The organism is Mycolicibacterium sp. HS_4_1, assembly GCF_054515875.1.
This window is the reverse complement of the sequence record NZ_CM137261.1, coordinates 100,334-126,213: the sequence shown is the minus strand read 5'-3', so window position 1 is coordinate 126,213 and position 25,880 is coordinate 100,334. Positions and strand designations below refer to the sequence as shown.

General features: G+C 67.4%; 19 protein-coding genes. 12 read left to right on the top strand and 7 right to left on the bottom strand.

What is annotated here, in order from left to right:
• Positions 1-68: 68 nt before the first annotated feature.
• Both ACX12F_RS00545 and ACX12F_RS00540 read right to left on the bottom strand, forming a co-directional pair.
• Complete coding sequence (locus tag ACX12F_RS00545; protein ID WP_459367792.1) at positions 69-1,001, bottom strand: class I SAM-dependent methyltransferase; 933 nt, start codon at positions 999-1,001, stop codon at positions 69-71.
• A gap of 27 nt (positions 1,002-1,028) precedes the next feature.
• On the bottom strand, positions 1,029-1,664 hold the full coding sequence (locus tag ACX12F_RS00540) for a TetR/AcrR family transcriptional regulator (RefSeq protein WP_459367791.1): 636 nt from the start codon (positions 1,662-1,664) through the stop codon (positions 1,029-1,031).
• Between the two features lie 244 nt (positions 1,665-1,908).
• On the opposite strand from ACX12F_RS00540, the gene ACX12F_RS00535 reads away from it, so the two are divergent.
• Positions 1,909-4,095 carry an FUSC family protein gene (locus ACX12F_RS00535; RefSeq protein WP_459370565.1) on the top strand — a complete coding sequence of 729 codons (2,187 nt, stop codon included), beginning with the start codon at positions 1,909-1,911 and terminating at the stop codon, positions 4,093-4,095.
• On the opposite strand, the gene ACX12F_RS00530 is transcribed toward ACX12F_RS00535, so the two are convergent.
• Entirely contained in the window at positions 4,096-5,100 is a 1,005-nt protein-coding gene (locus ACX12F_RS00530; RefSeq protein ID WP_459367790.1) for a pirin family protein, read from the bottom strand.
• A 53-nt stretch (positions 5,101-5,153) separates the two neighbouring features.
• The gene (gene ptsP, locus ACX12F_RS00525; protein ID WP_459367789.1) at positions 5,154-6,881 is read right to left on the bottom strand and encodes a phosphoenolpyruvate--protein phosphotransferase; all 1,728 of its coding nucleotides are present in this window, start codon (positions 6,879-6,881) and stop codon (positions 5,154-5,156) included.
• Between the two features lie 102 nt (positions 6,882-6,983).
• Between ptsP and ACX12F_RS00520 the strand changes: the two genes are divergently transcribed.
• The 11 genes from ACX12F_RS00520 to ACX12F_RS00470 all read left to right on the top strand — a co-directional run bounded on the left by ACX12F_RS00520 (position 6,984) and on the right by ACX12F_RS00470 (position 20,509).
• A complete protein-coding gene (locus ACX12F_RS00520) occupies positions 6,984-7,763 on the top strand; it encodes a DeoR/GlpR family DNA-binding transcription regulator (RefSeq protein WP_459367788.1) in 780 nt (259 codons plus the stop codon).
• On the top strand, positions 7,760-8,737 hold the full coding sequence (gene pfkB / locus ACX12F_RS00515; RefSeq protein ID WP_459367787.1) for a 1-phosphofructokinase: 978 nt from the start codon (positions 7,760-7,762) through the stop codon (positions 8,735-8,737). The genes ACX12F_RS00520 and pfkB overlap by 4 nt, the downstream gene beginning before the upstream one ends.
• Before the next feature lie 25 nt (positions 8,738-8,762).
• Positions 8,763-10,784 (top strand): PTS fructose transporter subunit IIABC, encoded by a 2,022-nt coding sequence (locus ACX12F_RS00510; protein ID WP_459367786.1) that lies wholly within the window; start codon positions 8,763-8,765, stop codon positions 10,782-10,784.
• Between the two features lie 45 nt (positions 10,785-10,829).
• Positions 10,830-11,087, top strand: coding sequence for an HPr family phosphocarrier protein (locus ACX12F_RS00505; protein ID WP_155900347.1), 258 nt, complete (start codon positions 10,830-10,832; stop codon positions 11,085-11,087).
• Between the two features lie 193 nt (positions 11,088-11,280).
• Positions 11,281-12,627, top strand: a complete 1,347-nt coding sequence (gene mycP, locus ACX12F_RS00500; RefSeq protein ID WP_459367785.1) for a type VII secretion-associated serine protease mycosin — start codon at positions 11,281-11,283, stop codon at positions 12,625-12,627.
• Positions 12,624-14,009 (top strand): type VII secretion protein EccE, encoded by a 1,386-nt coding sequence (gene eccE, locus ACX12F_RS00495; RefSeq protein WP_459367784.1) that lies wholly within the window; start codon positions 12,624-12,626, stop codon positions 14,007-14,009. Before mycP ends, eccE begins: the two co-directional genes overlap by 4 nt.
• A gap of 13 nt (positions 14,010-14,022) precedes the next feature.
• Complete coding sequence (locus ACX12F_RS00490; protein WP_459367783.1) at positions 14,023-15,585, top strand: PPE domain-containing protein; 1,563 nt, start codon at positions 14,023-14,025, stop codon at positions 15,583-15,585.
• Positions 15,582-15,920, top strand: a complete 339-nt coding sequence (locus tag ACX12F_RS00485; RefSeq protein ID WP_459367782.1) for a YbaB/EbfC family nucleoid-associated protein — start codon at positions 15,582-15,584, stop codon at positions 15,918-15,920. Before ACX12F_RS00490 ends, ACX12F_RS00485 begins: the two co-directional genes overlap by 4 nt.
• 34 nt (positions 15,921-15,954) lie before the next feature.
• The gene (locus ACX12F_RS00480; RefSeq protein ID WP_459367781.1) at positions 15,955-17,121 is read left to right on the top strand and encodes a DUF7373 family lipoprotein; all 1,167 of its coding nucleotides are present in this window, start codon (positions 15,955-15,957) and stop codon (positions 17,119-17,121) included.
• A gap of 162 nt (positions 17,122-17,283) precedes the next feature.
• Entirely contained in the window at positions 17,284-18,477 is a 1,194-nt protein-coding gene (locus tag ACX12F_RS00475; protein WP_459367780.1) for a DUF7373 family lipoprotein, read from the top strand.
• A 10-nt stretch (positions 18,478-18,487) separates the two neighbouring features.
• Entirely contained in the window at positions 18,488-20,509 is a 2,022-nt protein-coding gene (locus ACX12F_RS00470; RefSeq protein WP_459367779.1) for a serine/threonine-protein kinase, read from the top strand.
• A 1-nt stretch (position 20,510) separates the two neighbouring features.
• Here the strand turns inward: ACX12F_RS00470 and ACX12F_RS00465 are convergent, their stop codons facing one another.
• The 3 genes from ACX12F_RS00465 to ACX12F_RS00455 all read right to left on the bottom strand — a co-directional run bounded on the left by ACX12F_RS00465 (position 20,511) and on the right by ACX12F_RS00455 (position 25,773).
• Positions 20,511-21,026, bottom strand: a complete 516-nt coding sequence (locus tag ACX12F_RS00465; protein WP_459367778.1) for a sensor domain-containing protein — start codon at positions 21,024-21,026, stop codon at positions 20,511-20,513.
• Positions 21,027-21,224: 198 nt separating this feature from the next.
• A complete protein-coding gene (locus ACX12F_RS00460) occupies positions 21,225-24,308 on the bottom strand; it encodes an ATP-binding cassette domain-containing protein (protein ID WP_459367777.1) in 3,084 nt (1,027 codons plus the stop codon).
• A gap of 13 nt (positions 24,309-24,321) precedes the next feature.
• Positions 24,322-25,773, bottom strand: a complete 1,452-nt coding sequence (locus ACX12F_RS00455) for a neutral zinc metallopeptidase (RefSeq protein WP_459370564.1) — start codon at positions 25,771-25,773, stop codon at positions 24,322-24,324.
• Positions 25,774-25,880: the final 107 nt, after the last annotated feature.

Sequence of the window (25,880 nt, the reverse complement as noted above, 5' to 3'; positions counted from 1 at the left end):
ACGTGAGCCAGGCAACACCGGAATCCTAACCAACCAGCCGGTTGGTTTGAAGAGTCAACCGCTCGAAGTCAGCTCTTACACGCGGTCACGAAGGTGGAAAACGCCTTGTCATCGGCGGTATCGACCTGCACCCAGCGGTTCAAGCGGCGCATCTCGTCCTGCGAGGTGACCGAGGTGGACGACCAGCCGTGCGCGTCGAGCCACTCGGCTACGTCGGCCCGCTCGGGGTCCTCGTACATCAGGTCCTGCACGTTGATGGTCTGGCCGATGCCGAACTGCCCGGCGAGCTTGTCGAACCGGTCCCGCATCCGCTGCCGGCGTTCGGCGGCGTGCTCGCCGACCGTCTCGACCGAGATGCGGCTACCCGGCGCACTCAACGCGGTGATGTTCTCGAAGAGGCGGTCCTGCGCGTCGGCCGGCAGGTACATCAGCAGCCCTTCCGCCAGCCAGGCGGTCGGTGCCGACTCATCAAAACCCGTGTGCCGCAACGCTTTCGGCCAGTCGTTGCGCAGATCGATCGGCAGTTGGTGCAGCGCCGCGGCGGGCGTCGCGCCGTGCGCCTTCAAGGTCTGGTCCTTGTACTCCAGCACCTTGGGTTGGTCGATCTCGAAAACCGTGGTGCCGGCCGGCCAGTTCAGTCGGTAGGCGCGGGAGTCCAGCCCGGACGCCAGGATCACCACCTGGCGGATGCCGGCCGCGGCGGCGGCGGCGAAGTACGCGTCGAAGAAATGCGTGCGCACCGCCTGGTAGTTGCCCATGTGCTCGAGCACCGCCGCAACCTCGGGATCAGCGTCGGCCATCCTGTTGTTGAAGTCGGAGTCGAGGATCGTCTCCCACACTCCGGTGCCGGCGCCGGCGACCAGGATCTTCGCGAACGGATCGCGGATCAACGCGTCGTCGCGTTCGGTTTCCCCGGCCCGCGCGGCAGCCACCATCACCGCCGTCGCGCCAACACTGCTTGCGATATCCCAGGTGTCGTCGTCGGAGCGTTCGCTGCCCATGTTCTAGATGTACCAGCTGGCGCCGGTCTATTCAGTGACCTGCCACAGCTTGTTGGCGAGCAATAGTTCGAGCCGCTCGATGACGGCCGTCAGCTCCTGGTGACTGCCGACGTACCCGGCGTAGAAGCCCATCCCCCACATCACGGCGATCAGCATCTCCACCACGGTGGCCACCTCGGTGTCCACGGCCAGTTCACCGCGTTCGATGGCGTCGCTCACGGCCCACGCCACGAACTCACGGGAGGCGACGAGCGCGTCGTGCTCCTCCTGGCGCAATTCGGGATGTCGCTGCGCTTCGAGGATCGAGGTCACCAGAAATGCGGCAGCCGAACGGTCCTCGGAGTCAGCCTGGATGGCGGCGACGAAGAAGGAGGACAGCCGCCGGATGAACGTGGTCTCCTCCTCGGCCCGGCGACGGCCGGCGGCAACCACCATGGCGTTGGTTTGATCGAGGACCTCGCCGTAGAGCACCCGTTTGTTCGCGAAGTAATGATTGATCGCTGGGCGCGTCAGATCCGCGCGGATGGCGATGGCTTGGAATGTTGCTGCGTCATAACCGAGTTCACTGAAAACCTCGCGTGCGGCGCGCAGGATGCGCTCACGGGTTTCGGCCGCCTTCGCCGCGGGAGGGCGACCCGGACCTCGGGTGGCGATGTACGGCATCGTCAAATTGTGCCATAGATCTCGGCCCGGCCCTGCTCGTATATGAAGCACAGCGCCCGGAATGGCTTCGTCCAGCAAACTGGCAGCCCTGCCAACGATCGATTGCTGCGCCGAGCGCGGTTCATGGCCGTGGCCCGGTCCCGATCCGTAGCCCGGCCAGGAACGACCCGCGATCGCCGGCGACCGCAACCGGCCGTGCCCGGCACACATCAGTTGCCGGCGCGCGACCGTGTCAGCCAAATTAATGTTGGGCGCCATGGCGGGCGTGGTGTCGCGGGAGTCGCTGGCGGTGCGCTGGCAGCAGGTGCTCGCGCGGCCGCGAGACGGCGACCCCGAACACGACGCCCTGCGCCGAGCCACCCGCGCCGGTCTGGTGCTGCCACTCGTCGCCGTCATCGGATTGGCGGTGGGAACCGCCGTCGGCAGCACGGCGCAGACGACCATGTTCGCGATCTTCGGCGCGGTCGCACTGCTGGTCGTGGTCGATTTTCCCGGCAACCGCGCGGCGCGGGCCGTGGCCTACGCCGGACTCGGTTTCAACGGCACGGTACTGATCACCCTGGGCACGCTGCTGTCCCCGCACCCGTGGCTGGCGGTGCCGGCGATGTTCGCCGTCGGGGTGCTGGTGATGTTCTCCGGCGTCCTCAGTGAGATCATCGCCGCCGGTCAGCGCGCCACACTGATGACGTTCGTGCTGCCGGTGTGCACTCCGGTAGGCCCTGTCCCGGACCGGCTGCTCGGCTGGGCCGTCGCCTGGACCATTGCCGTACCGGCGGCACTGTTCCTGCTGCCGCCGACTCATCACGACGACCTGCGCAAGCACGCTGCACAGGTGTGCCGGCTGCTGGCGGCCCGGCTCGAGGGGTCCGCGACAGCTCAGGAGCTCTCGGATGCGATGGAGGTGCTGGGTGACAACTTCCTCGGCGCCGACTTCCGTCCGGTCGGGCTGACCGCGGGTAGCCGCGCCCTGGTCCGGGTGGTGGACGACCTGCGCTGGCTGTGCGACCGCGCCACCGACGCCACCGGTTCGCTGCTGGCCGAGACCCGCGGACCGGCCATCCGGGTACTGAACGACTGCGCCCGGGTGCTCAGCACGCCGCGCGCCGAGGGCCGCGATCGCTACCGCGCCGACCTGGCCGAGGCCCTGACCGCGCATCGAGCGGCGACCCGCGGGCGCTACCGCGAGGACATCGAACTGATCCGCGCCGAACCCGATGATCTGCTGGCCGTCGCGACCGGGCGAAAACTGTTGCGGCTGAGGACATTCTCGGCATCTGTCGGGGCGACGGGCCGAGTCATCGGGTTGGCGGCCGACGCCGACGCCCGCCCGGTCTGGGCCCGCGTACTGGGTCGACGACTGCCGGCCGCCGGGAACCTCGACAGGGTGCTGTCCGAATCCCAGGCCATGTCGGCCATCCCGTCGGGGTTCGTCGCGACGAGAGCCGTGGTGGTGCAGAACAGCCTTCGCACCGGAATCGGGCTTGCCGTGGCGGTGGCCGTCGTCCACTTGTTTCCGCTCCAGCACGGATTCTGGATCGCCATGGCATCACTGTCGGTACTGCGCAGCAGCGCGCTGACCACCGGGACCCGGGTGGTGCGCGCCGTCGGCGGCACCGCGATCGGATTTCTCCTCGGCACCGTGGTGATCCACCTGATCGGGGCGAACCCCGTGCTGCTGTGGTTCGTCCTGCCGATCGTGGCGTTCGGTTCGGCGTATGTGCCCGATGTGTTTTCGTTCGTCGCGGGCCAGGCGATGTTCACCATGCTGGTGCTCACCATCTACAACCTGATCAGTCCGGCCGGCTGGCGCGTCGGGCTGATCCGCCTCGAGAACGTCCTCGTCGGCGCCGCGGTGGGCGTCGTGGTGTCGCTGCTGCTGTGGCCGCGCGGTTCGGCGGCGGTCGTCCAGCGCACGCTCGAGGCGGCACGCACCGCAGGAACGCAGTACCTGACCGCGGCCGTGCGGCGGGTGACCCGCGGTGCCTCCGAGGCCGCCACCGACCGGGTGCACGCCCTGAGTTTCGACGCCCTGACAGCCTCCCGGACCGTGGATGACGCTGTGCGCCACTTCCTTTCGGAGAGTGGCGGGGCCACCGAGTTGCGGGCGCCGGTGGTCCGGGCCGCCAATCAGACCATCCGGTTGCGGGCGGCGGCCGACCTCATCGCTGACGTCGTGCCGCCGCCGCTGACCCCCTATCGCGCCGCCCGCGCGGTACTCGAGGAGCACACCGCGGCAATCTGCGCCCGAATCTCGGGTACCGAAGACCGGAACACCGCAGAGCTGGCCCCTATCAGTGACGACTTCGTCCTGGCCCTGCGCGCCGAGGCCGAGGGCGGAACCTTGTCGGTCGAAGCCGCCCTGCCGCTGGTGACCGTCGCCGCCAGCCTCGGAGAGCTGGAGCTGCTGTACCCGGACGCGTCGCCGGCGTGATCAGCGCCCGGGCCGGTGCGGCTTCAGTGCATCCGGCGGGATCGTGCCGAACTTGCCGGACTGGAAGTCCTCGAACGCCTCGATGAGTTCCGACTTGGAGTTCATGACGAACGGCCCATAGTGGAACACCGGTTCACGGATCGGCCGGCCTCCGAGCAACAGCACCTCGAGCGCGGGCCGGTTGGAGTCCTGCCCCTCGTCAGCAGCGACGGTGATGCGGTCGCCCGGGCCGAGCACCGCGAGCTGGCCTTGGTGGATGGGGTGTCCGACCGGTCCGACGGTGCCGCGTCCGGACAGGATGTAGACCAGCGCGTTGAACTTGCGGTTCCACGGCAGGTCAAGTCGCGCGCCGGGCGCAATTGTCGCGTGCGCCATGGTGATCGGCGTGTGCGTGCCGCCCGGGCCCCGGAGCCGCTCCGGCGGCGACATCCCATCGCGGTCTGCGTCCATCTCACCGGCGATGACGCGCACCAGCGCGCCGCCGTCGTCGGACGACAGCAGGGTGACGTCGGCGCCCTCGATGGCCTGGTACCGGGGCGCGGCGAACTTGTCCTTCTTGGGCAGGTTCACCCACAGCTGCAGGCCGTGGAACAGTCCCCCGCTCTCGACGAGTTCGGCCGGCGGCGTCTCGATGTGCAGAATGCCCGAGCCCGCGGTCATCCACTGCGTGGCGCCGTCGGTGATCAGACCGCCGCCACCATGTGAATCCTGGTGCGCGAAGCGGCCGTCGATCATGTAGGTCACCGTCTCGAACCCGCGGTGCGGGTGCCAGTCGGTGCCCCTCGGTTCACCCGGCTCGTAGTCGACCTCACCCATCTGGTCCAGATGGACGAATGGGTCGAGGTCCGCCGGGCTGACCCCGGCGAAGGCACGAACCACCGGGAATCCTTCGCCCTCATAGCCACGTGGGCCGGTCGTGATGGACCGCACCGGGCGTTCTGTGTCGCTCGGCGCAGCGGGAGCAATACGCGGCAAGCTGATCGTGTCAGCGGTGATAGCAGGCATGCCCTCAATAACCGGACCGCGGTCCGATTAATTCCTGATAGCGGCAGTGCTGGTCAGCGCGCCGCCAAGGCGGCCATGGCAGCGCTGCGCGCCACGTCCGACGAGTCCGCCGCCAGCGCAGCATCCGCCGCGGACCGACATTGGTCGAGCGTCACCCCGGCCAGCGCGGCGCCGACCGCCCGCACCGCGGCAGCCGCCGTCGACAGCGACGTGACGCCCAAACCGACCAGCACGCACGCCAGCGCCGGGTCGGCCGCCGCCTCGCCACACACCCCGACCGGCTTGCCCTGATCCACGCCGGCCCGCGCCGCCGAATGCACCAGCGCCAGCACCGCCGGCTGCCATGGGTCGCTCAGCGTCGCCAGATCGGCCGACATCCGGTCGGCGGCCATCGTGTACTGCGTCAGATCGTTGGTGCCGATCGACAGGAAGTCGACGTGCCGCAGTATCCGATCGGCCAGCAGCGCGGCGGCGGGCACCTCGATCATCACGCCGGGCTTCAAACCGAAGGACCGAACCTGCGCCGCAAAGGCTTTCGCTTCCGCCGGCGTCGCGATCATGGGGGCCATCACCCACGGGCGCTGGCCCGTCGCCGCGGCCGCATCGGCGATCGCCTGGAGCTGACGCGTCAGCAGGTCCGGGTTTCCCTGGGCGATCCGGATGCCGCGGACCCCGAGCGCCGGATTGGCCTCATCGGGATGCCCGGCGAATCGCAGCGGCTTGTCCGAGCCCGCGTCAAGGGTGCGTACCACCACCTTGCGCTCCGGGAACGCCGCCAGCACCTCGCCGTAGATCTGCGCCTGCTCGGCGACGCTCGGTTCGAGATCCCGGTTCAGGAAGCACAATTCGGTCCGAAAGAGGCCGATGCCCTCCGCCGGGGTACCGGCCGCGGCGTCCGCGGCCGCGCCGTCCTGCACATTGGCGAGCACGGCCACCCGGTGTCCGTCGGCGGTGACGCCCGGGCCCTGCCAGCTATCGGCGAGATCGGCTTCACGGCGTGCGTGCGCCACCGCCTCGGCGGCCGCACCCGCGTCGGGCTCGACCGTCACGGTGCCGCGAGTGCCGTCCACCAGCACCATCGTTCCCGGCTGCACCTGCGCGAGACCATGGACTGCGACCACGCACGGGATGCCCAATTGACGGGCGATGATCGCGGTGTGACTGGTCGGCCCACCCAGGCTGGTCACCAACGCGACCACGAGCCGCGGGTCCAGCCCCGCGGTGTCGGCGGGCGCCAGATCTTCGGCACACAGCACCGACGGCACGTCCGGCACCGGAACCCCGGGCTCAGGGAGTCCGCGCAGTTCGGCGATCACCCGATCCCGGATATCCCGGAGATCGGCGACCCGCTCGGCCATCAGTCCGCCCATTCGGGTGAACATCTCAACGAACTGATCCGCCGTCGCCATCACTGCTCGCACCGCGGGCAGGCCGCCTGCGATGCGCTTCTCCGTGGCCGCCGCCCAGGCCCGGTCCTGCGCCAGGGTCGCCGTCGTCGCCAGGACCTCCGCAGCGGCTCCGGTGGCGCGCGCAGCCCGGTTCCGAAGGCGCTCCGCAACCGTCACCGAGGCTGCCGCGAAGCGCTCCCGCTCCCCCGCGCGTTCCGGTTCTCCCAGTTCAACCGCGTTGTCATCGGCCTCAGGCGCAGGCCGCGGGCCCGGCCACAGCACGGGCGCGTACCGCACTCCGCCGACGGCGGGCACCCCGCGCAACACAACGGGAAGGCCGCTGGTTTCGACGTCGACCGTCAGCGGCGACGGGCTCACAGATGTCGCGTTCATGTGATCCAGATTACTCATAACCGTTGACAAGTCAACATATCCAAGCGTAAAACAAACAATATAAAGATTGATTCGGATGCGTTCCCACAAGCTTGGAGGGTCATGTACGCGGAAGAGCGGCAGCAAGCCATCGCCGCGCGAGTCCTCGCCGACGGCCGCGCCTCGGTCAACGAACTGGCCGAGGCCTACGCCGTCACCACCGAAACCGTGCGTCGCGACCTCGACGTCCTGGACAAGGCCGGCGTCGTCCGCCGCGTGCACGGGGGAGCGGTGCCCGCCCGCACGCTCCACCTGGTGGAGCAGGGCGTGGTCCAGCGCGACTCCTCTCAGACCCAGCAGAAGGCCGCGATTGCCGCCGCTGCGACTGCGCTGCTACCCGCCGCCGGCGGGACGGTGCTGATCGACGCCGGCACCACGACCGCGCGCATCGCCGAACTCATCCCCGCCGACCGCGACCTCGTGATCATCACGAACTCGATCCCCGCGGCGTCGAAGCTGACATCCAACCCGACTGTCACCCTGCAGCTACTCGGCGGCCGGGTCCGGAGCCTGACCCAGGCCGTCGTGGGGGAACAGGCCCTGCGGACGCTGGACTCCCTGCGCGTCGACGTCGCCTTTGTCGGCACCAACGGCATCAGCGTCCGGCACGGCTTCTCCACCCCGGACAGCGACGAGGCCGCCATCAAGCGCGCCATGGTCCAGTGTGCCAACCACGTTGTGGTGACGGCAGATTCGAGCAAGTTCGGCCACGAAGCCCTGGTCAGTTTCGCACCGCTGTCGGCGGTGCGAACGGTCGTCACCGACAACGACGTCCGCGACCATGCGCGCCGGCAACTCGTCGACGCCGGCATCGAGGTCATCTGCGCCGAGGCCGGGTCATGATCGTCACCGTCACCCTCAACCCGAGCCTGGACCGCACCCTCACCGTCGACGAACCGCTGACCAGGGGAGCCGTGCACCGGCTGACCCCCGTCTCCACCGAGCCGGGAGGCAAGGGCGTCAACGTATCGCGCGCGCTGACCCAGAACGGCATCGACACCGTCGCGCTGCTGCCGGCCGCCGATCACGACCCGATCCTGGCGGGGCTGCGGACCCATGGGGTGCCGTTTCACAACATCGATATCCACGGCACCGTGCGCAGCAATCTGACCATCACGGAAAACGACGGCACCACAACCAAACTCAACGAGCCCGGGGCCCACCTGGCGAACGCCGACCTGGCGGCACTGACCGCCGCCGTCTGCGACCACGCCACCCGGGCCACCTGGGTGGTGCTGTCCGGCTCACTCCCGCCGGGGGTGCCTGATGATTGGTACGCCGACGTCGTGACCCGGCTCGCGGCGCTACCCTGCCGCGTCGCGGTGGACACCTCCGAACGTCCACTGACGGCGCTGGCCGAAGGCTTCTCCATCGCGGCGCCGGATCTGATCAAGCCCAACTCCGAGGAACTGGCGTGGCTGACCGGGCGCTCGGCACCGGACCTGGAACAGGCTGCCGCCCAGGGCAATCCGCTGCCCGTGATCTCCGCGGCGCAACAACTGGTCGCCCGTGGGGCCGGCACGGTGCTCGTGACCCTCGGCGGCGCAGGCGCGGTCCTGGTCGACCACGACGGGACCTGGGCCGCCACCGCGCCATTGATCGTCCCGCGCAGCACTGTCGGCGCGGGTGACGCGTCGCTCGCGGGCTATCTCGCCGCGGCCATCGCCGGTGCGTCACCGACCGAACGGCTCCAGACGGCCGTCGCCTACGGCAGCGCGGCTGCCTCGTTACCGGGTTCTGCGCTGCCCAACCCAGAGCAGATCAACGTGAAAGCCGTTCGGGTACAGGCTGTCACGTCCGTATCCGCACCCCTCTGATCCCGTCCTATTCAAAGGAACTTCCATGCCGATCATCACCTCGGATCTGGTGGCACTCGACGTCGACGCCGGTCCCGACAAGCAGAACGTGATCGAACTGCTCGCCGCCCGGATGGCCGCAACGGGCCGCGCCACCAACGGAGATGGACTCGTCGAGGCCGCACTGGCACGCGAATCCCAGTCCGCCACCGGACTTCCCGGCGGCATCGCGATCCCGCATTGCCGGTCGCCTCATGTCGACGAGCCGACCATCGGCTTCGCCCGCCTGGCGCCCGCCGTCCCGTTCGGTGCCCCAGACGGGCCCGCTGACCTTGCATTCCTGATCGCGGCACCCGAATCCGGTGGCACAGAGCACATGAAGCTGCTGTCCAGCCTGGCGCGGGCCCTCGTGCGCAAGGACTTCGTCGAACAGTTGCGTGCCGCGCGCACCGCCGATGAGGTGGTCGCGCTCGTCGAAGACGTCGTCGGCCCGGTACCCGCATCTCCGGCTCCAACTCCGGCTCCGGCAGCCTCGGCCCCCGCTGCCGAACCCACGCCGACAACCGCCATCATCGCAATCACGGCCTGTCCCACCGGAATTGCCCACACCTACATGGCCGCCGACGCGCTGAAACTCGCCGCGGACCGCGCTGGGGTGACCTTCAATGTCGAAACCCAGGGGTCGTCCGGTTCCACCCCACTGCCGGCGGAGACCATCGCCGCGGCTGATGCCGTCATCTTCGCCACCGACGTCGGGGTCAAGGACAAGGCGCGGTTCGCCGGCAAGCCTGTGATCGCCTCCGGCGTGAAGCGAGCCATCAACGAACCTGACACCATGATCGCCGAAGCCGTTGCCGCGGCCGAGGATCCGCAAGCCGCCCGCGTGCAAGGGGAGACCACGGCCCCTGCCCCCACCGACGCCCGCGGCGGGTTGGGCTGGGGCACGCGACTGCGCCAGATCCTGCTGACCGGTGTCAGCTACATGATCCCGTTCGTGGCGGCGGGCGGCCTGCTGATCGCGCTGGGCTTCCTGTTCGCGGGCTACGAGATTGCCAACAAGCCGGCCGGACAGTCGGATTCACTCGCGCACATCATCGCGACCACCAACTCGCTGACCAACCTGCCGGCCGGAGGACTGCTGCAGTACCTCGGTGCGGTGCTGTTCACTCTGGGTGGGCTGGCCTTCGGATTCCTCGTCCCCGCGCTCGCCGGGTATATCTCGTTCGCCATCGCCGATCGTCCCGGTATCGCACCGGGTTTCACGGCAGGCGCGGTGGCCGTCACCGTCGGCGGGGGGTTCATCGGCGGCATCGTCGGCGGTCTGATCGCCGGGTTCGCCGCCCTGTGGATCGGCTCTTTCAAAGTGCCGCAGTGGTTCCGCGGCCTCATGCCCGTGGTGGTGATCCCACTCGGCGCCTCGCTGATCGTCGGCCTGTCCATGTTCCTGTTGCTGGGCCGCCCACTGGCCGCCGTCACCGCAGGCCTGACCCACTGGCTCGGCAGCATGTCCGGCAGCTCACTGATCCTGCTGGGCGTCATCCTCGGCCTGATGATGTGCTTCGACCTGGGCGGCCCGGTCAACAAGGCGGCCTACGCCTTCGCCGCGGCGGGCCTGAACGTGAGTGATGCCGCGTCACTGCGGATCATGGCTGCTGTCATGGCCGCGGGGATGGTGCCGCCGCTGGCCATGGCGCTGGCCTCGACCGTCCGGCCCCGGCTGTTCACCGAACCCGAGCGCGAAACTGGCCGTGCCGCTTGGCTTCTCGGCGCTTGCTTCATTACGGAAGGTGCCATTCCGTTCGCCGCGGCCGACCCGCTGCGGGTCATCCCGTCGATGATGTTCGGTGGCGCCGTCACCGGAGCTCTGGTGATGACTTTCGACGTGACCTCCAAGGCTCCGCACGGCGGCATCTTCGTCTTCTTCGCCATCGACCACCTCATCTGGTTCGTGGTGGCCGTCCTCGTCGGGGCCGTATGCAGCGCCCTGGCAGTTATCGCCGCCAAGAGCGCCGGTAGGGCGCTCCCCGCGGTCGACACCACCGAGGCTCTGCAGCCCGCAGGGCGCTGAACGACTCCCGACAAACAACCAACCCCACACCCAGAAGGAGAAGCCATGCCCAGCAAGACCGTCACCGTCGGATCCGCCATTGGCCTGCACGCCCGTCCGGCCGCCGTCATCTCCGAAGCCGTCGTCAACTCGGGCGCGCAAGTGACCCTTGCGGTCGACGACGGTGAACCCGTGGACGCGGGTTCGGCGCTCATGATCATGACCCTCGGGGCCGGCAACGGAGCGCAGGTGACCGTGGCATCCGACGACGAGACCGCCCTCGCCGTGGTCGCTGACCTGGTGGCGCAGGACCTAGACGCCTGACGCGCATCGTTCTGGGCCACTCCCGGCGGGCACAGAAAGCGCACAGAGCCCCCGCTACGCACCACTAGTATGAATTCGTGCTACATGCGTATGGGGAGGGCATCGCGGTTCGCGGCGATGTCGTAGCGGGAAAAATGTCACGGGGGACTCGGAAGTTCACGAGCGGTCGTCCCCATGGTGGGGGCGGCAGCTCGTGCGTCGTCTAGCCGCCGTCGCCGCGGCGTTGCTGCTGGCTGTCGCCAGCGCCCCGCCCGTCCTGGCCATCGAACCGCCGGCCATTGACCCCGGCGCCGTCCCACCCGATGACACCGGCCCCGATCAGCCCATGGAGCAGCGCAAGATCTGCTCCGCGCCGACCGTGCTGCCCAATACGAACTTCGCCGACAAGCCGTGGGCGGCCGACTATCTGCACCTCGCCGAGGCGCAGAAATTTGCGACCGGGGCCGGCATCACCGTCGCGGTGATCGACACCGGTGTGAACGCCTCGCCCCGCGTGCCCGCCGAACCCGGCGGCGACTTCGTCGACAAGGGCGGCAACGGCCTGTCGGACTGCGATGCCCACGGCACCCTGACCGCGTCGATCATCGCCGGCCGCCCGGCGCCGACGGACGCGTTCATCGGCGTCGCCCCTGAGGCACGCATCCTGTCGCTGCGCCAGACTTCGGAGGCGTTCCAGCCGAAGGACTCCCGCAGCGACCCGAACGACCCGAACACCACCCAGACCGCCGGGTCGCTGCGCAGCCTGGCGCGCGCCATCGTGCACGCAGCGAATCTCGGTGCCCAGGTCATCAATATCTCAGAGGCCGCCTGCTACAAGGTGACCCGCGCCATCAACGAGACCACTGTGGGTTCGGCCATCGCCTATGCGGTGAACGTCAAGAACGCCGTGGTCGTCGTGGCGGCCGGCAATACCGGCCAGGACTGCACCCAGAACCCACCACCAGACGCCGGGGTGCCCTCGGACCCGCGCGGCTGGAAGCAGGTGCAGACCATCGTCTCTCCCGCCTGGTACTCGCCGCTGGTGCTGACGGTCGGCGGTATCGGGCCGCAGGGCCAGCCGAGCAACTTCTCGATGTCCGGCCCATGGGTGGGTGCCGCCGCCCCCGCGGAAGGCGCCACCGCCCTGGGCTACGACGGCAATCCCGTCAACGGGCTCAACGGGCAGGACGGCCCTATCCCCATCAACGGCACGTCGTTCGCCGCCGCGTACGTTTCGGGCCTGGCCGCCCTGCTGCGGCAACGGTTCCCGGACCTCACCGCGGCCCAGATCGTCACCCGGATCACCGCGACCGCGCGGCACCCCGGTGGGGGAGTGGACAACTACGTCGGCGCCGGCGTCATCGACCCGGTGGCGGCGCTGACCTGGGACGTTCCCGCCGGCCCCAAGCAGGCGCCCTACCAGGTCAAGAGCATCCCGCCGCCGGTGTACATCCCGCCGCCGGACCGCGGACCCATCACCATGGTCGTGGTGGCCGGCGCTGCGCTGATACTGCTGCTCGGCCTGGGTGCGCTGACCCGCCGTGCGCTGAGGCGCCGATGAGGCACTTCGGGTTCCGCTTCACCACGGGCCACCTGCTGTGGGCGGCGACGCTGGTGCCCGCCGTCGTGCTGCTGTGCATACATTTCCACCTGCTGTGGCTGGGTATCACGCTGGGCGTCCTGATCGCGCTGCTCTCGGTCCTGGCCATCCGCGGACGGCGGCTGACCGGCTGGATCGCTGCGATGTTCGCCTGGCGGCGCCGGCACAAAGTTGCCCCGCCGGCGCCGTCGGAGCCGGCCGTCGGCGCGACGGTCATGCCCGGCGACCACGTCGCGGTCCGCTGGCTGGGCGATCACCTGATCGCCGTGGTCGAACTGGTGCCGCGGTCGTTCACGCCGACCGTGATCGTCAACGGCGAGGCCTTCACCGACGACAATCTCGACACCCGGCTCGTCGAGCAGTTGCTCACGGCACACGGTCCGGACCTGGAGGCCGACATCGTCTCCGCCGGGTATCGCGTCGGCAAGACCGCGCCGTCGAGCGTCGTCGCGCTGTATGAGCAAGTCGTGGGCCCCTACGCCGCGCCCGCCAACCGGCGCACCTGGATCGTGTTGCGCGCCAGTCCCGACGAAACCCGCCGCTCGGCGCTACGCCGCGGCACCGGGGTGTCCGGCCTGGCCAGCTATCTAGTGGCGACCACAACCCGGATCGCCGACCAATTGGCCAGCCACGGCATCGACGCCCGCCCTGCGCGCAGCTTCGAGGAGTTCGACCGGGCCACGGCGATCAGCTTCGAGCGCGAAACCTGGTCAACCATCAAGGGCCGCAGCACATTTACCGCGGCCTACTCCGCACCGGGCGGGCCCAACATGTGGTGGTCTGCCCGCGCCGACCACACAATCACCCGGGTCCGGGTGAAGCCGGGTCAAGCTCCGACGGCGACCGTACTGCTGACGACGCTGGCCACGCCGACCACGCCCCGCGGCTTCTCTTGCCTGTTCGGTGGGCAGCGGGCCGCACTGGAGGGGTTGAGCCCGATCACCGACCGACACTACGAGCTGCCGATCGGCTCGGCGGGCGTGTTGGTGGGGGAGACCGCCGACCGCTATCCGGTGTACATGCCGTTCGACAACGTCGACTCCACGATCAACCTGGGTGACGCGCACCTGTTCACCCAGTTCGTGGTCCGCTCGGCGGCGGCAGGAGCCGTCGTCACGTTGGCACCGCAGTTCAAGGAATTCGCGGGGTTCATCAACGCCCGGATCGGGAACGTCCCCAAGGTGGTGTGGCCCAATGCAACAACCTATCTGGGCCCACACCCGGGAATTTCACGAATTCTGTTGCGCCACAACTTCATCGACACTCCTCGCCACCGTCAGCTGCCGATCCAGCTGATCAACCCGCGCGAGGAAAGCCGGTTCCAGATGGCGCTGGAGAAGTAAGGGGGAGCAGTAGATGGCTGGGAAATTGAAAGTGTCCTCGGAGACGCTGAACGCCAAGGCCGCTGAAGTTGACGTGGACCTGCCGACTTTGCCGCCAGCACCCAATGCGCCGTGCGGGTTGACAATCGCACAGGATGCCGCCGGTTTCCTCAAGAACAACCTGCAGCAGCTCGACGCCGCACTCAAGGCTGGGCGGGCCCAGAATCGGCGCTTGGCCGCCTGCCTGCGGGCGGCGGCCGCGGCCTACGACGCCGCCGACGCAGCCGCGAAATCCGGCATCAATGCCACCGAACTGGGCGGCGGCGGGGGTGCACCGATCACTCCTGACCTGCCTCCGGCGCCGGCTCCATCCGACCCGGTCGGCAGCTTGCCCTGGATGCTCGAATCGCTCGGCGGAGCCGAATCGCACCCCAGTAATCCCGGCATGGACTGGGAGGTGGCCGCTTCGCAGATCAACAGCGGCGACCAGGGGTCCTCGATGATCGAGTTCGGCGCGCAAATGGCCGGAGTGGCAGCGAAACTGGCTGAATTGAACGGCAAGTTCAACATGGCCGGCGTCGAGTGGGAAGGCGCAGCTGCCGAAGCGGCGGAGAACGCGCTGAAGGACTACTCGACATGGCTGACGGCGATGACCCAGGCGGCGAACAATCTCGCCGTCCAGGCCATTGACCTGTCCGCGATCCATGGCGGGAGGCGGCCCGAGCACCCCAGCATGCAGGACGTCGCGGACTACGAGAACGCCAGTGTGCTCGCGACGGCGGGTCAGGCGGCATACGACTTCTTCACGGGCCACGCCACCAAGCAGCAAGAATCCGACACCGTGCGGGCCAGGTACGCACAGCAGGCCTCCATCCGTTCCCTCGTCACACCGCCGCCGCCCAATTTCGGGTCGAGCGCGTGGCCCGCCGTCAAGCCCGGCGATGTAGCGCCCAAGAAGGGCGACCCGGGCAAGGACACACCTCAGGGTCCTGGCGGGGGTGGCCCGTCCGGGGGCGGCGGCGGGACCCCGAGCGGTGGGGCACCGGCGATGCCGGAATCGCCGAGCGTCAATCCGGCGAGCGCCGGAGCCCAGAAACCCGAGGGCGGTGGATCACCTTCTGGCGGTTCACCTTCCGGCGGCGACAAGCCCTCCGGCGGATCGGGACAAGGTTCGCCGAGCGGCGGGATGCCCGGCGGCTTGGGCGGCGACAAGCCCGAGATGCCGAGCCTGCCCGACAGCCCGAGCGTGAGTCCGGCCTCCGCCGGTGGTGGCTCTGGTGGGGGAGCAGGCAGCGGCGGACTCGGCGGTCAGCCGATGCAGCCGGCTGCCGTCGCGCCAGCGCTGGGTGCGGCCGGTGGTGCGGCAGCGGGCGGCGCCAGCACGGCCGCGGGTCGGCCCCCCGTCGGTGGCGGCGGGATGGGTGGCGGCATGGGTGGCGCGGGCCACGGTGGTGGCCGCGAAGGCGGCAAGGAGAAGAAGCGCAACGCGAATCTGTCGCCCGACGAGGTCCTTTACAAGGAGGACCGCGCCTTCACCGACGGCGTCATCGGACACCGGCGGCGCACCAAGATCGATGACAAGAAAGACAACAAATGATTGAGATGCACCCCGAGGTCGCTGCTGTACTCCAGCAGGCCCAGCGCCTGCAATCGATCATGGACGAACAGCTCGCCAAGATGAACACGGAGTCCTTCACCGCGACCGACGAGGCCAAGACCGTCGAGGTCACCCTGAACGGCCACCACTGGCTCACGGATCTGTTCATCGAGGACGGCCTGTTGCGACTCGGCGCGGACACCGTGGAAGCGCGGATCAACGAGGCCCTCGGCAACGCGACCGCGAAGGCGACCGAGTCCATCGACGCTGATCGGGCCCGGCTCAACGAGCTTGTCGCCGAGATCACTGCCGCCAATCCGCCCGTTGAGCCTTAACTATCACGGGATGAAAATCGCCAAGTTGGCCGCAGTGGCCGCGGCGGCGTCGCTGCTGGCCGGCTGCACCACAGTGACGAACGGCGACGCGACGAAGGACCCGTCGTTCAAGCCTGGTGACGCCATCGTCAGCCTGCTGAATCCAGGGAACTACCCGACGGCACCCAAGCCGGGGCCCGCGATGAAACCGGGCGCCGAGACCGGACGGATTATCGACGCGGAACGTCTCAGCGAGTTCGTCGTCGGGCCCTGGGAAGTCGATCCCGCTCTGATCAGCATCGGAGTGGACGTGACCGGCCTATACCTCGATGCCGAAAGCCTAATCAGCATCGAACGGCCCATGGTCCAGATCGCCAAGGATCATCAGCTGATCAACGGATTCGGCTCCGGTCGCGGAACAGTTCGCAACGCGGATCATCGGCACAGATTGACGATTCTGGTGCTGCGCTTCCCAACGGCCGATCTGGCCAACGATGCCGCACGCCAGTTCTCGGCCCAGGCCCCGCCCTTGGCCGGAGCCTCACCTCCCCAGACGCTGACGATTCCCGGGCACCAGGAGGCACTCGCTCATCAGGCCACACTGGCGGACGGCGCATTCGCGGTCACGTCCGTTACGCCGCACGGACCGTATGTCGTTTACCAGTTCGCGACGAGCGACCAGACCCTAGATGCGGCAACACAACTCATCATCAAATCCCTGGAGCTGCAGGTGCCCAGGATTGACGGCTTCAAGCCGACCGACCCTGGTCAGTTCGCTACCATGCAAACCGATCCCGACGGATTGCTCCCGCGAACCGTTCCCACCAAGGAACACATCGGCAATCAAGGCTTGTGGGGACCCCGGGGAATCACTCACTACGACGACGACCCGGTCGAAGTAGCCGCGGCGCTGACAGCAGCCAGTGTCGACGTCGTTTCGGTGCGCGGCACCCAGCTCTACCGGGCCAAAGACGCCGCCGCAGCGACGCAGCTCGCACAGAAATTGGCTGAGCCTGACGACAAGAACCCCACCGAGCCCGGCCCTATCGTGCCGGGCCTGCCCTCGGCGAAGTGCCGGGCAACCGACAACGCTGACGTGAGAGCGCGGATATTTACCTGCGCTGCACCGCTGGACCGGTGGGTATACGCGGCATCATCGTTACAGCCATTCGACGCCACACAACGAATGGCCTCCCAATATCTTTTGTTGACAGCGAAGTAATCGACGCACGCCGGCATAACGGGCGGTTCGCCGGCAGTTCCGCCCCGCCGAACTGTGGCGACAGCGGCTGAGGCAGCCAGGTGGTCGAGTGCGTACAGTTCGCGGAGAGTGACTGCGCGCCTCATGGGGCTCTGCAGTCGGGGGGAGACGATGGGGAGCGTCATGAAGACCGCCAAGTTGGCTGCAGCGACGGCAGTAGTGTCACTGCTGGCCGGCTGCGCGACGGTGACGAACGGCGACGCGACGAAGGACCCGTCATTCAAGGCGGGCGATGCCATCGTCAGCCTGCTGAATCCGGGGAACTACCCGACGTCACCCAAGCCGGGTCAAGCGATGAAACCAGGCGCCGAATCTGGACGGCTCATCGACACAGAGCGCCTTGGCGAGTTCGTGGTGGGACCGTGGGAAGTCGATCCCACTCTGGTCAGTATCGGCGTCAACGTGACTGGCCTATTTCTCGATGCCGACCGTCTGAACAGCGTCGAACCCGGCCCCATGAAGCAGATCGCCAAGGATCATCAACTGATCAACGGCTTCGGCTCTGGTCGCGGAACCATTCGCGGCGCGGATCACAACAACCAATTGGTGATTCTGGTACTGCGCTTCCCGACAGCTGACTTGGCCAACGATGCCGCCCGCCAATTCTCCGCGCAGGCCCCGACAATAGATCGAGCCTCACCCAATCAGCAGATACCGATTCCAGGTCATCCAGAGGCCCTGGCACACGAATCCACTACGCCCGACCGCGCGTTCACAGTCACCTCGTACACGTCGCACGGTCCATACGTGCTGTACCAATACGCATCGAGTGACGGAAACGTCGACACCGCAACACAATTCGTTGCCAAGTCGCTCGATCTGCAGGCATCCAGGATCGACAGCTTCAAACCGACCGACCCCGCTCAATTCGGCACCATGCAAACCGATCCAGACGGGCTGCTCCGACTGACCGTCCCCACCAAAGAACACATCGGCAATCAGGGCTTATGGGGGCCGCGAGGCATTCTTCATTTCAGTGACGACCCGCTGCAAACGGGCACCGCCCTGACGGGAGCCGGGGTAGACGTCGTTTCGGTGCGCGGCACCCACCTCTACCGAGCCAAAGATGCCTCCGCTGCAATGCAGCTCGCGCAGAAGTTCGCCGAGCCTGACAGTAAGAACCCCACCGAGCCGGGTCCAGCCGTGCCCGGTCTCCCCTCAGCGAAGTGCCAGGCAACCGACACCGCCGAGGTCCATGCTCGGATCTACTCCTGCGCTGCAGCACTGGATCGTTGGGTCTATACGGCATCATCGCTGCAGCCGTTCGACGCCACACAGCGAATGGCATCCCAGTATCTGCTGCTGACTGCGAAATAATCGGACGACAATGACATCGACCTTCAACCCCGGCGACATAGTCGCTGGTTACACCATCGAATCCGTCCTCGGTGTCGGCGGCATGGGTGTGGTCTACAAGGCCAAGAATCCGCAGCTGCCCCGCAGCGACGCCCTCAAGGTCCTCACCACCTCCGTTCAAGGGGACGGCCAGTTTCGCGAGCGCTTCCTCCGTGAAGCGAACGTAGCCGCCACGCTGGACCACCCCAATATCGTCGCGGTCTACTCACGTGGTGAAACCGAGGCGGGCCAGCTGTGGATCGCCATGCAGTACGTCGCCGGCACCGACGCCGACCAGGAAGTACGGTCCGGCCGGATGTCACCGACTCGCGCGGCGCGGATCATCACCGAAGTCGCCAAGGCGCTCGACTACGCGCACCGGCGCGGCATCATGCACCGCGACGTCAAACCCGCGAACTTTCTCCTGGCCAATGCCGAGGATCCCGGCGACGACGAACGAGTGTTCTTGGCCGACTTCGGGATTGCCCGTGCATTCGACGATGCCGCACACCTGACCACGGACGGTTCCGTAATGGCGTCCATCGCCTACGCGCCACCTGAAGCGCTCAGTGGCCAGCACGTCGATTCTCGCGCCGATGTCTACTCCCTGGCCTGCAGCCTCTTCGTGCTGCTCACCGGCAGGACACCGTACGGGGGGCTGCCCGGCGGCATTGCTGCGATCGCCGCGGCACACGTGACGGGGGAGATCCCACGCGTCACCGATCGGGTGCCTCACCTGCCATGGGCATTGAACGAGGTGATCGCCCGCGGGATGGCAAAAGATCCCAGCGCCCGGTACCAGACCGCGCGGGAATTCGCCACCGCGGCCATGGCCGCCGTCGCCGGTAATGGTGGCGCCGCGCCACGGCCACCCGGTCAACTACCGCCTCCGGGGCCACGGTCCTGGCCGCCGCACCAGGTGACGCCGCCCGGTGGCGTATTGACCTATCCGAGCGGACAGCTGAGCGGGCCCTATCCGCCGGGCCCACCACGCGGCCCGATGCCTCCGCAACTGTCGTCGTCCCGCCCGTCGCCTGCTCCGCCTAACAGCGGGCGCAAACGTCGGTGGATCATCGGCACCGGGGTCGTTGTCGTGGTCACAGTCATCGCGGTCGTCGCCTCGATCATGCTATTCGGCAAGCCGGATGCGCCGGCCTACACCGCGCAGTCGTTCGCGCACGCACACGGCACCACCGAAATCGCCAGCGCGCCGACAGCTATCGCTGCACTGGGCCCAGGTGATGCCGACGCGGTGCTGTCGCTCGGTCTCCAACCCGTGGCGATCGCCGGCGCAGGCACAAACCTGCCCTCGTGGTTGCAGTCCAAGATCACCGGTAACCCCTCGGTCAAAGACACCGTCGGTTTCATCGACACCAGCGCCATCCAGGCCGCGAAACCCGACGTCATCCTCGCCACAGGCGACATCGATGACGCGACCTACCAGCGTCTTGCGGCCATTGCACCGACCGTGACCCAACCGAAAGACACCAGCCGAGCGTGGAATTGGCAGACGCAGCTCAAATGGATCGGCAAGATCGTCGGCCGCGACAAGGAAGCCGACAAACTGATCGACCAGGTGTCGTCCCAACAGACCGATCTGAAGAATCAGAATCCGAGGGCTGCGGGGAAGAGCGTCCAGGTGATCCATGTGTCGGACGATGGCGTCAGTCAGACACTGACACCGTCCAACGCAGCGGACTATCTCAGTTCGCTCGGCTTGAACTACGACCCCGACTTGCGTCGTCAACCCAGTGAGAGTAGTTCAACCCGGTCGATGCCAGAGCTTGGCAAACTGTATTTGGTTCACAGCGAGGTGTTGGTCGTCGTGCGCACCGACAAGGCCGCCGGTAACGGCGGGGCGGCAGGTCTCCCGTACCAGTTGGCCGCCTACCGGGGGTCGATGATCATCGTTGACGACCCGAATACCGTTGCGGCATTTGCCGATCCCGGCGGTTACCTGGCGACCGAGTATCTCGATGCCAACTTCGTGCCATTGATGAGCGTCATTCGCTGATTCACAGGCCGGCGGCGATCTTCGCCACGAGCTCGCGCCCCTTGTTAGCCACGCTGGGAGCGCACACCCGCACGTCGATGATCACGTTGCGCCGAGCACCCAACGAGTGCTGACACATAACCCGGGTGCCATCTCCGGCCGTGGCTGACATCGAAACGCTGGCAATGGAATCGAGTGAGTCGACGCTATCCAGGTCATATGTCACGGCTTCCTGACCGCCCGTAATTGTCGCCTGCTGGTGCTGGCACGACCGCCACTGTCTGGCAGTGCCATCCCGGAAGTCTGCCGCATCTGAATCTGTCGGAAACGAGGCGACCACCTGCACGACTTGCGCATGTTGATCCCCATGGAGCAGCTGCGCCGCGAAACCTGTTCGGCTGTAATACGAAATGGTGTCGAGCGCCGGCATGACAGCTTCGAGGCAGCGGGTCGGGTCGACCCTCAGCTTGGTGTCGGGTTTCCTGAAGATCGCCTCCGGCGTCATGGCCACGCCCGCCAGCTCGCTGATCTCGGACACGGAACCCAACAACCGCGGCAGCCCGGCACCATCAATTGGTCTGGCGGCAGCTGACGTAGACGTCGTCGGGGAAGCGGCGGCCGTGGCTGTCGTCGCGGTGCCCGAGACTCTCCGGTCCGTGGCAGAACATCCCGCCACCTCCGCAACCGCTAGTCCTATCAGCAGTGCAGCACGCCAGAGGTTCATCTTTACCTTCCGTCAGCTGACTTTGTCAGCGATCTGCTTGGCCAGGTCCGCGGCCTGAGTGCCGCCGCCTGGACTGCACGCCAACACGTCGATCACCACATCAGCCTTCGTGGTCAGCACGTGCTGGCAGCTGTGCCCCGGCTCGGTGAAGACCGCGGTGAGAGTGCCCTTGTCAGCGGTCACCGCGCCGACCGCGAGCTGGCGCGGGGGCTGGCCGTCGGCCGTGAAGGTGCCGGTTGTATTCGCGCATCCCGTCCATGTCGCGGTGGCCGGAATACCTGCTGCCGCTCGAGGTCCCGGGTATCCGACGGCGTATGCAACCACCCAGGTGTTCGGATCCGCCGGGTTGTGCAATTCCATGCCCGACATGCCGGTAAATCCCGGCGCGAAGGTCGCGGAACTGCCCGCGTCCGCGATGCCGGCGCACGGTGGGGGAGTCGCTGTACCGCGGCGCGGGATTGTCGCTGTGACGATCGTGGCGGTGGCCATCGGCGGCGACTGCATGACGGCGCTCACCGCCTTGCCGTCAGGGAGCAGGTTGGCCAGATCGATGCGGTGCCCAGGGGTGGCCGCCTTGGGCGGCGCCGCGGGTGCCGTCGGTTGCGTGGGCCGGTTTCCGGAGTCCCGGGTCAGGTACGTCATGCCAGCCACAAACCCCACGGCCAGCACCACGGCGACGACGATCACCGCAGCTTTCGGCATCCCCGCTTTCGCGGCGCCACCAGGCAGACGCAGCCGCCGGTAGACCACTAACGCGGCTACCGCGCCCAGCAGCAACAGCACCCCGATATCCAGCGCCCACCAACGCAATTCGTGGTGCCACAGCTGATCGTCGACCGACATCAATGGCGCGATCTTCAGGAGGTCGACAACGCTGGCCGAGGCCGCGAACCCCCACCGGCCCGGCAGGAACCAGGACGCCTGATCCAGCCCGACTCGTCCGGTGACGGGAATCATGCCGCCGGAGAACACTATCGACAGCATGATGACGACGACGAGCATCGGCAGGATCTGCTCGCTGGAGCGCGCCACCGAGGACAGCAGCAGCCCCAGAATCGCCGAAACAATCGCTGCCACAGTCAGACTCACGTAGAGGTCCAGGGTCGGGCTACCCAACAGCAATGCGCCTTGAGTGGGCGCGCCTTTGCCGATCACCACGATCGCCACTACGATCGCCGTCTGAATGGCGGTAAACGCGCTGTAGACAACGATTTTCGCGAAGAGGTAGGCCGCCGCCGACAACCCCACCGCCTGCTCCCTACGGAAGATGGTTCGCTCACCGACCAGGTCGCGAATCGTCAGGGCGGTACCCATGAACACCGCCGCGATATTGGCGACGATTAACAACTGGTTCGGTTCATTGGGGGAGTGGCCCACAGTGGCCACACCAAAGCCGTTATCCCCCGGCACAATCAGTGACATCGCACCCAGGATGAACGGCAGCAGCAACAGGAAGCTGGTATAGATCCGATCGGCAAAGATCAGCTGCAACTGCCGGCGCGCGACGGTGAGCATCTGGCGACCGGTACTGGTACGGGCCGGGGCGCCCAACGGACCCGCCGGTTCGGGCGGTGCCGGCGATTGGTTTGCGGCCGGGTTGTGCTGCAGGAACACGGCATGCGCCGCATCGGGATTGGCCGAGACCCAGGCGAAGATGTCGGCCCAGTCCTGGGTGCCCATCGCCGATCCGACCGCTTGCGGCGGTCCCGCGTAGACCGTCTTGCCACCGGGTGCCAGGAGCAACACCTGGTCGCACATGTTGAGGTAGGTGAGGGAGTGCGTGACCACCAGCACCGTGCGCCCGGCATCGGCGAGTCGCCGCAGCATCTGCATGACCTGCCGATCCAGCGCCGGGTCCAGGCCAGAAGTGGGTTCGTCGAGAATCAAAAGCGATGGACCGGTGAGCAATTCGAGTGCCACCGAGGCCCGCTTCCGCTGGCCGCCCGACAACTTGTCCACGCGCTTGTCGTGGTGCTGGGTGAGTTCCAGCTCGGCGAGCACCCGTTCCACCACCGCATGGCGATCGTCCTTTCTGGTGTCCGGCGGCAACCGGAGTTCGGCCGCGTAATTGAGGGCCTGGCCGACCGTCAACTGCCGATGGACGACGTCGTCCTGGGGCACCATGCCGATCCGCGACCGCAGCGACGCATAGTGCGCATGGACGTCGTGCCCGTCGAAGGTGACCAGCCCGGAGGTGGGTTTCGTCACGCCACCGAGCAACCTGATCAACGTCGACTTGCCCGCGCCTGACGGGCCGATCACCGCCGTGAGGGTGCCGGGCCTGGCGTCGAACGAGACGTTTGTCAGTAGTTGGTGGCCGTCGATGGCGAGGCCGACCTGGCGTACCTCGATACCACCGGTAGCGACCGCCTGCCGGGGCTTGACCCCCGTACCACCGGTGAACACGAGGTCGGTGTTGCCGACGGTGATGACGTCACCGGGACGCAGGGTGACCGCCCCGATGCGGTGGCCGTTCACGAATGTTCCATTGCCCGAACCGTTGTCGTACAACTGGGTTCCGGTCGGGGCGGGCACCAGGTACGCGTGGATGCGGGAGGCCAGCGAATCCTCGACCTTGATGGTCGCTGTCGAGTGCCGCCCGATGGTGACCGCACCCGCGGGCGGGCCGGCCGAACGTTGTGGGGCGGGCACGGGTGGGCGCTGGGGTGTCGGCGGTCGAGGGAACGGCCGGTGCGGCGAGGGAGCGGGTTGGGGCGGCCGCGGCGGAGCAGGCTGAGCCAGGGGATGCCGGAACTTCGCGACAGGAATGACCTGTGTCGCGGTGCGGAATTGCAACTGTGGCCCGTCCGGAGCGCCGACCGCTAGTACAAGGTCGTCGCTGATGACGGCCGACGGGACCCGTGTGCGGTTGGCGAAGATTCCGTTGCGGGACTTGTCGATGGCCACCCACTGACCGACTGCGGGGTCGACCCGGATGATCAGATGCAGCCGGGACACCACGTGCTTGGCGCCGGGCCCGGCGTCAGGGATTCTGACGTCCGACGCCTCGCCGCGACCGACGGTGACCTCCTTGCCGGGCGGAAAGGTGAACATGGCGCCGCCGAGCGTCACGATGAGCGGCGGAATGGTGCTCAAGGATGCACTCTCCTCACTGGTAGCGCTTGTAGCAGCCCTCGGCGTCGGTGGCCAGGCCCGCCCGGAACGCCGCGATCCGGGTGAACGCCGCCGGCACACCCTCTCCGTCGACCGCCGTGGCTACATAGCCGTTGGTCAGCAGCCCGGCCACGGCCTTGTCCAGATCGCCGGCCGTCAGCTGCAGACTGTCGCCACTGGGTAGGTCATGCGGCTTTGCCATCTGGCGCTGGGCCTGAGCGGTCAGACAGGCTGTGCGTAGCGCCGCCGTCGGGTTGTCGAGCTTCACTCCGCGCTGGTTCTCCAAAGCCATGACGTACCGCGACACGACGATCGAGAACGCGGTGTTGTCTCCCTGGATGAGGGACTTCTCGGCCATGTCGGCTGGTGTGCCGATCTGCTGCAGGGCAGGCAGATTCACCGAGATCGTGTTGGTCGACGGGCAGTAGGAAGCGGGCGAATCACCTTGGGAAATATCGCATTTTGCCGGTTCGTAGGTTAGCTTCGGGGGCTGCTTGGGGGAATAGATAACCCCCAGCAACTCGACCAGAGTACCGATCGTGCCCTTGTCGACAGGCAGGTCGGAGGACCGGTGTTCATCGTCGGTCGGCTGGTCCTCGAGTTCCATCGGCAGCCCCTTGCGGCGCTGCTTGATGTCCTCCAGGTCGATGGCTGCGCAGGCTTGCGGCCCCACGGTGAAACCCTGCTGGAACGCGCTGACCCGGTCCAGCGCGGTTCCGTGGCCATCGGTGAGCATGTCGTCGTCGTGGGGACCGAGCGTTGGATCACGGACGGTGATCAATCCGGCCAGCACATGGTTGAGGCCGTCTCCGGTGCTCATCGTGAACCGCTTGGAATCGCCCGCCGCGACGTAGTGCAAGTATGCACCGGCAAAGCAGTCGGCCTGTTGTTCACGCACGATGACCGGCGTACTGCGGGTCACCAACTTCGCCATGTACTGGATGGCGTGGCCGTATTCGTGTCCGATCAGCCCAGCCACGGAGACGTCGCCGAAGTACTTGCGCCCCGTCGGCACCATGACGCCGCGGTCCCAGGCCATCAGCTTCTCGCTCGGGCAGTAGAAGGCGTTTACCAAACCGGCGGTGTCCTCGTCGCACGCCTCCGGACTGTTCCGATCGCGGGCGTCGTACGACAGGAACTTCTCGATGGGCTTGAACGAACCCTTCAGACCCGAAGCGCCGTAATCGTGTTGCCAGTACTCGGCGATGTCGTTGATCGCCTGCAACGCCAGCCGGTCGACATCGCCGTTGTTGGTGTTCTGCACCTTGCCGACCGCTGCGGGCGCGTTGTCCCGCAAACCACTCGGACCATCTTTGGCCGGTAGATCAGCGACGTGGAAGGGGTCGTTGACGGGTGACACCGCAGTGCCGGCGACAGTCGGCGCGCAGCCCGCCAACAGCGTCACGGCGCACACCGCGACCGAACGCCTCAGCGCTGTTCCGCGCATCACCCGCAATCCGAAGTCGTCTGTCATCGTGCCCCCCTGACGCTCCCGTCCAGACTATGGCCTGCCGGCAGCCTCAGAACAGCGAACGGTGCACCCCGAACTCAGGG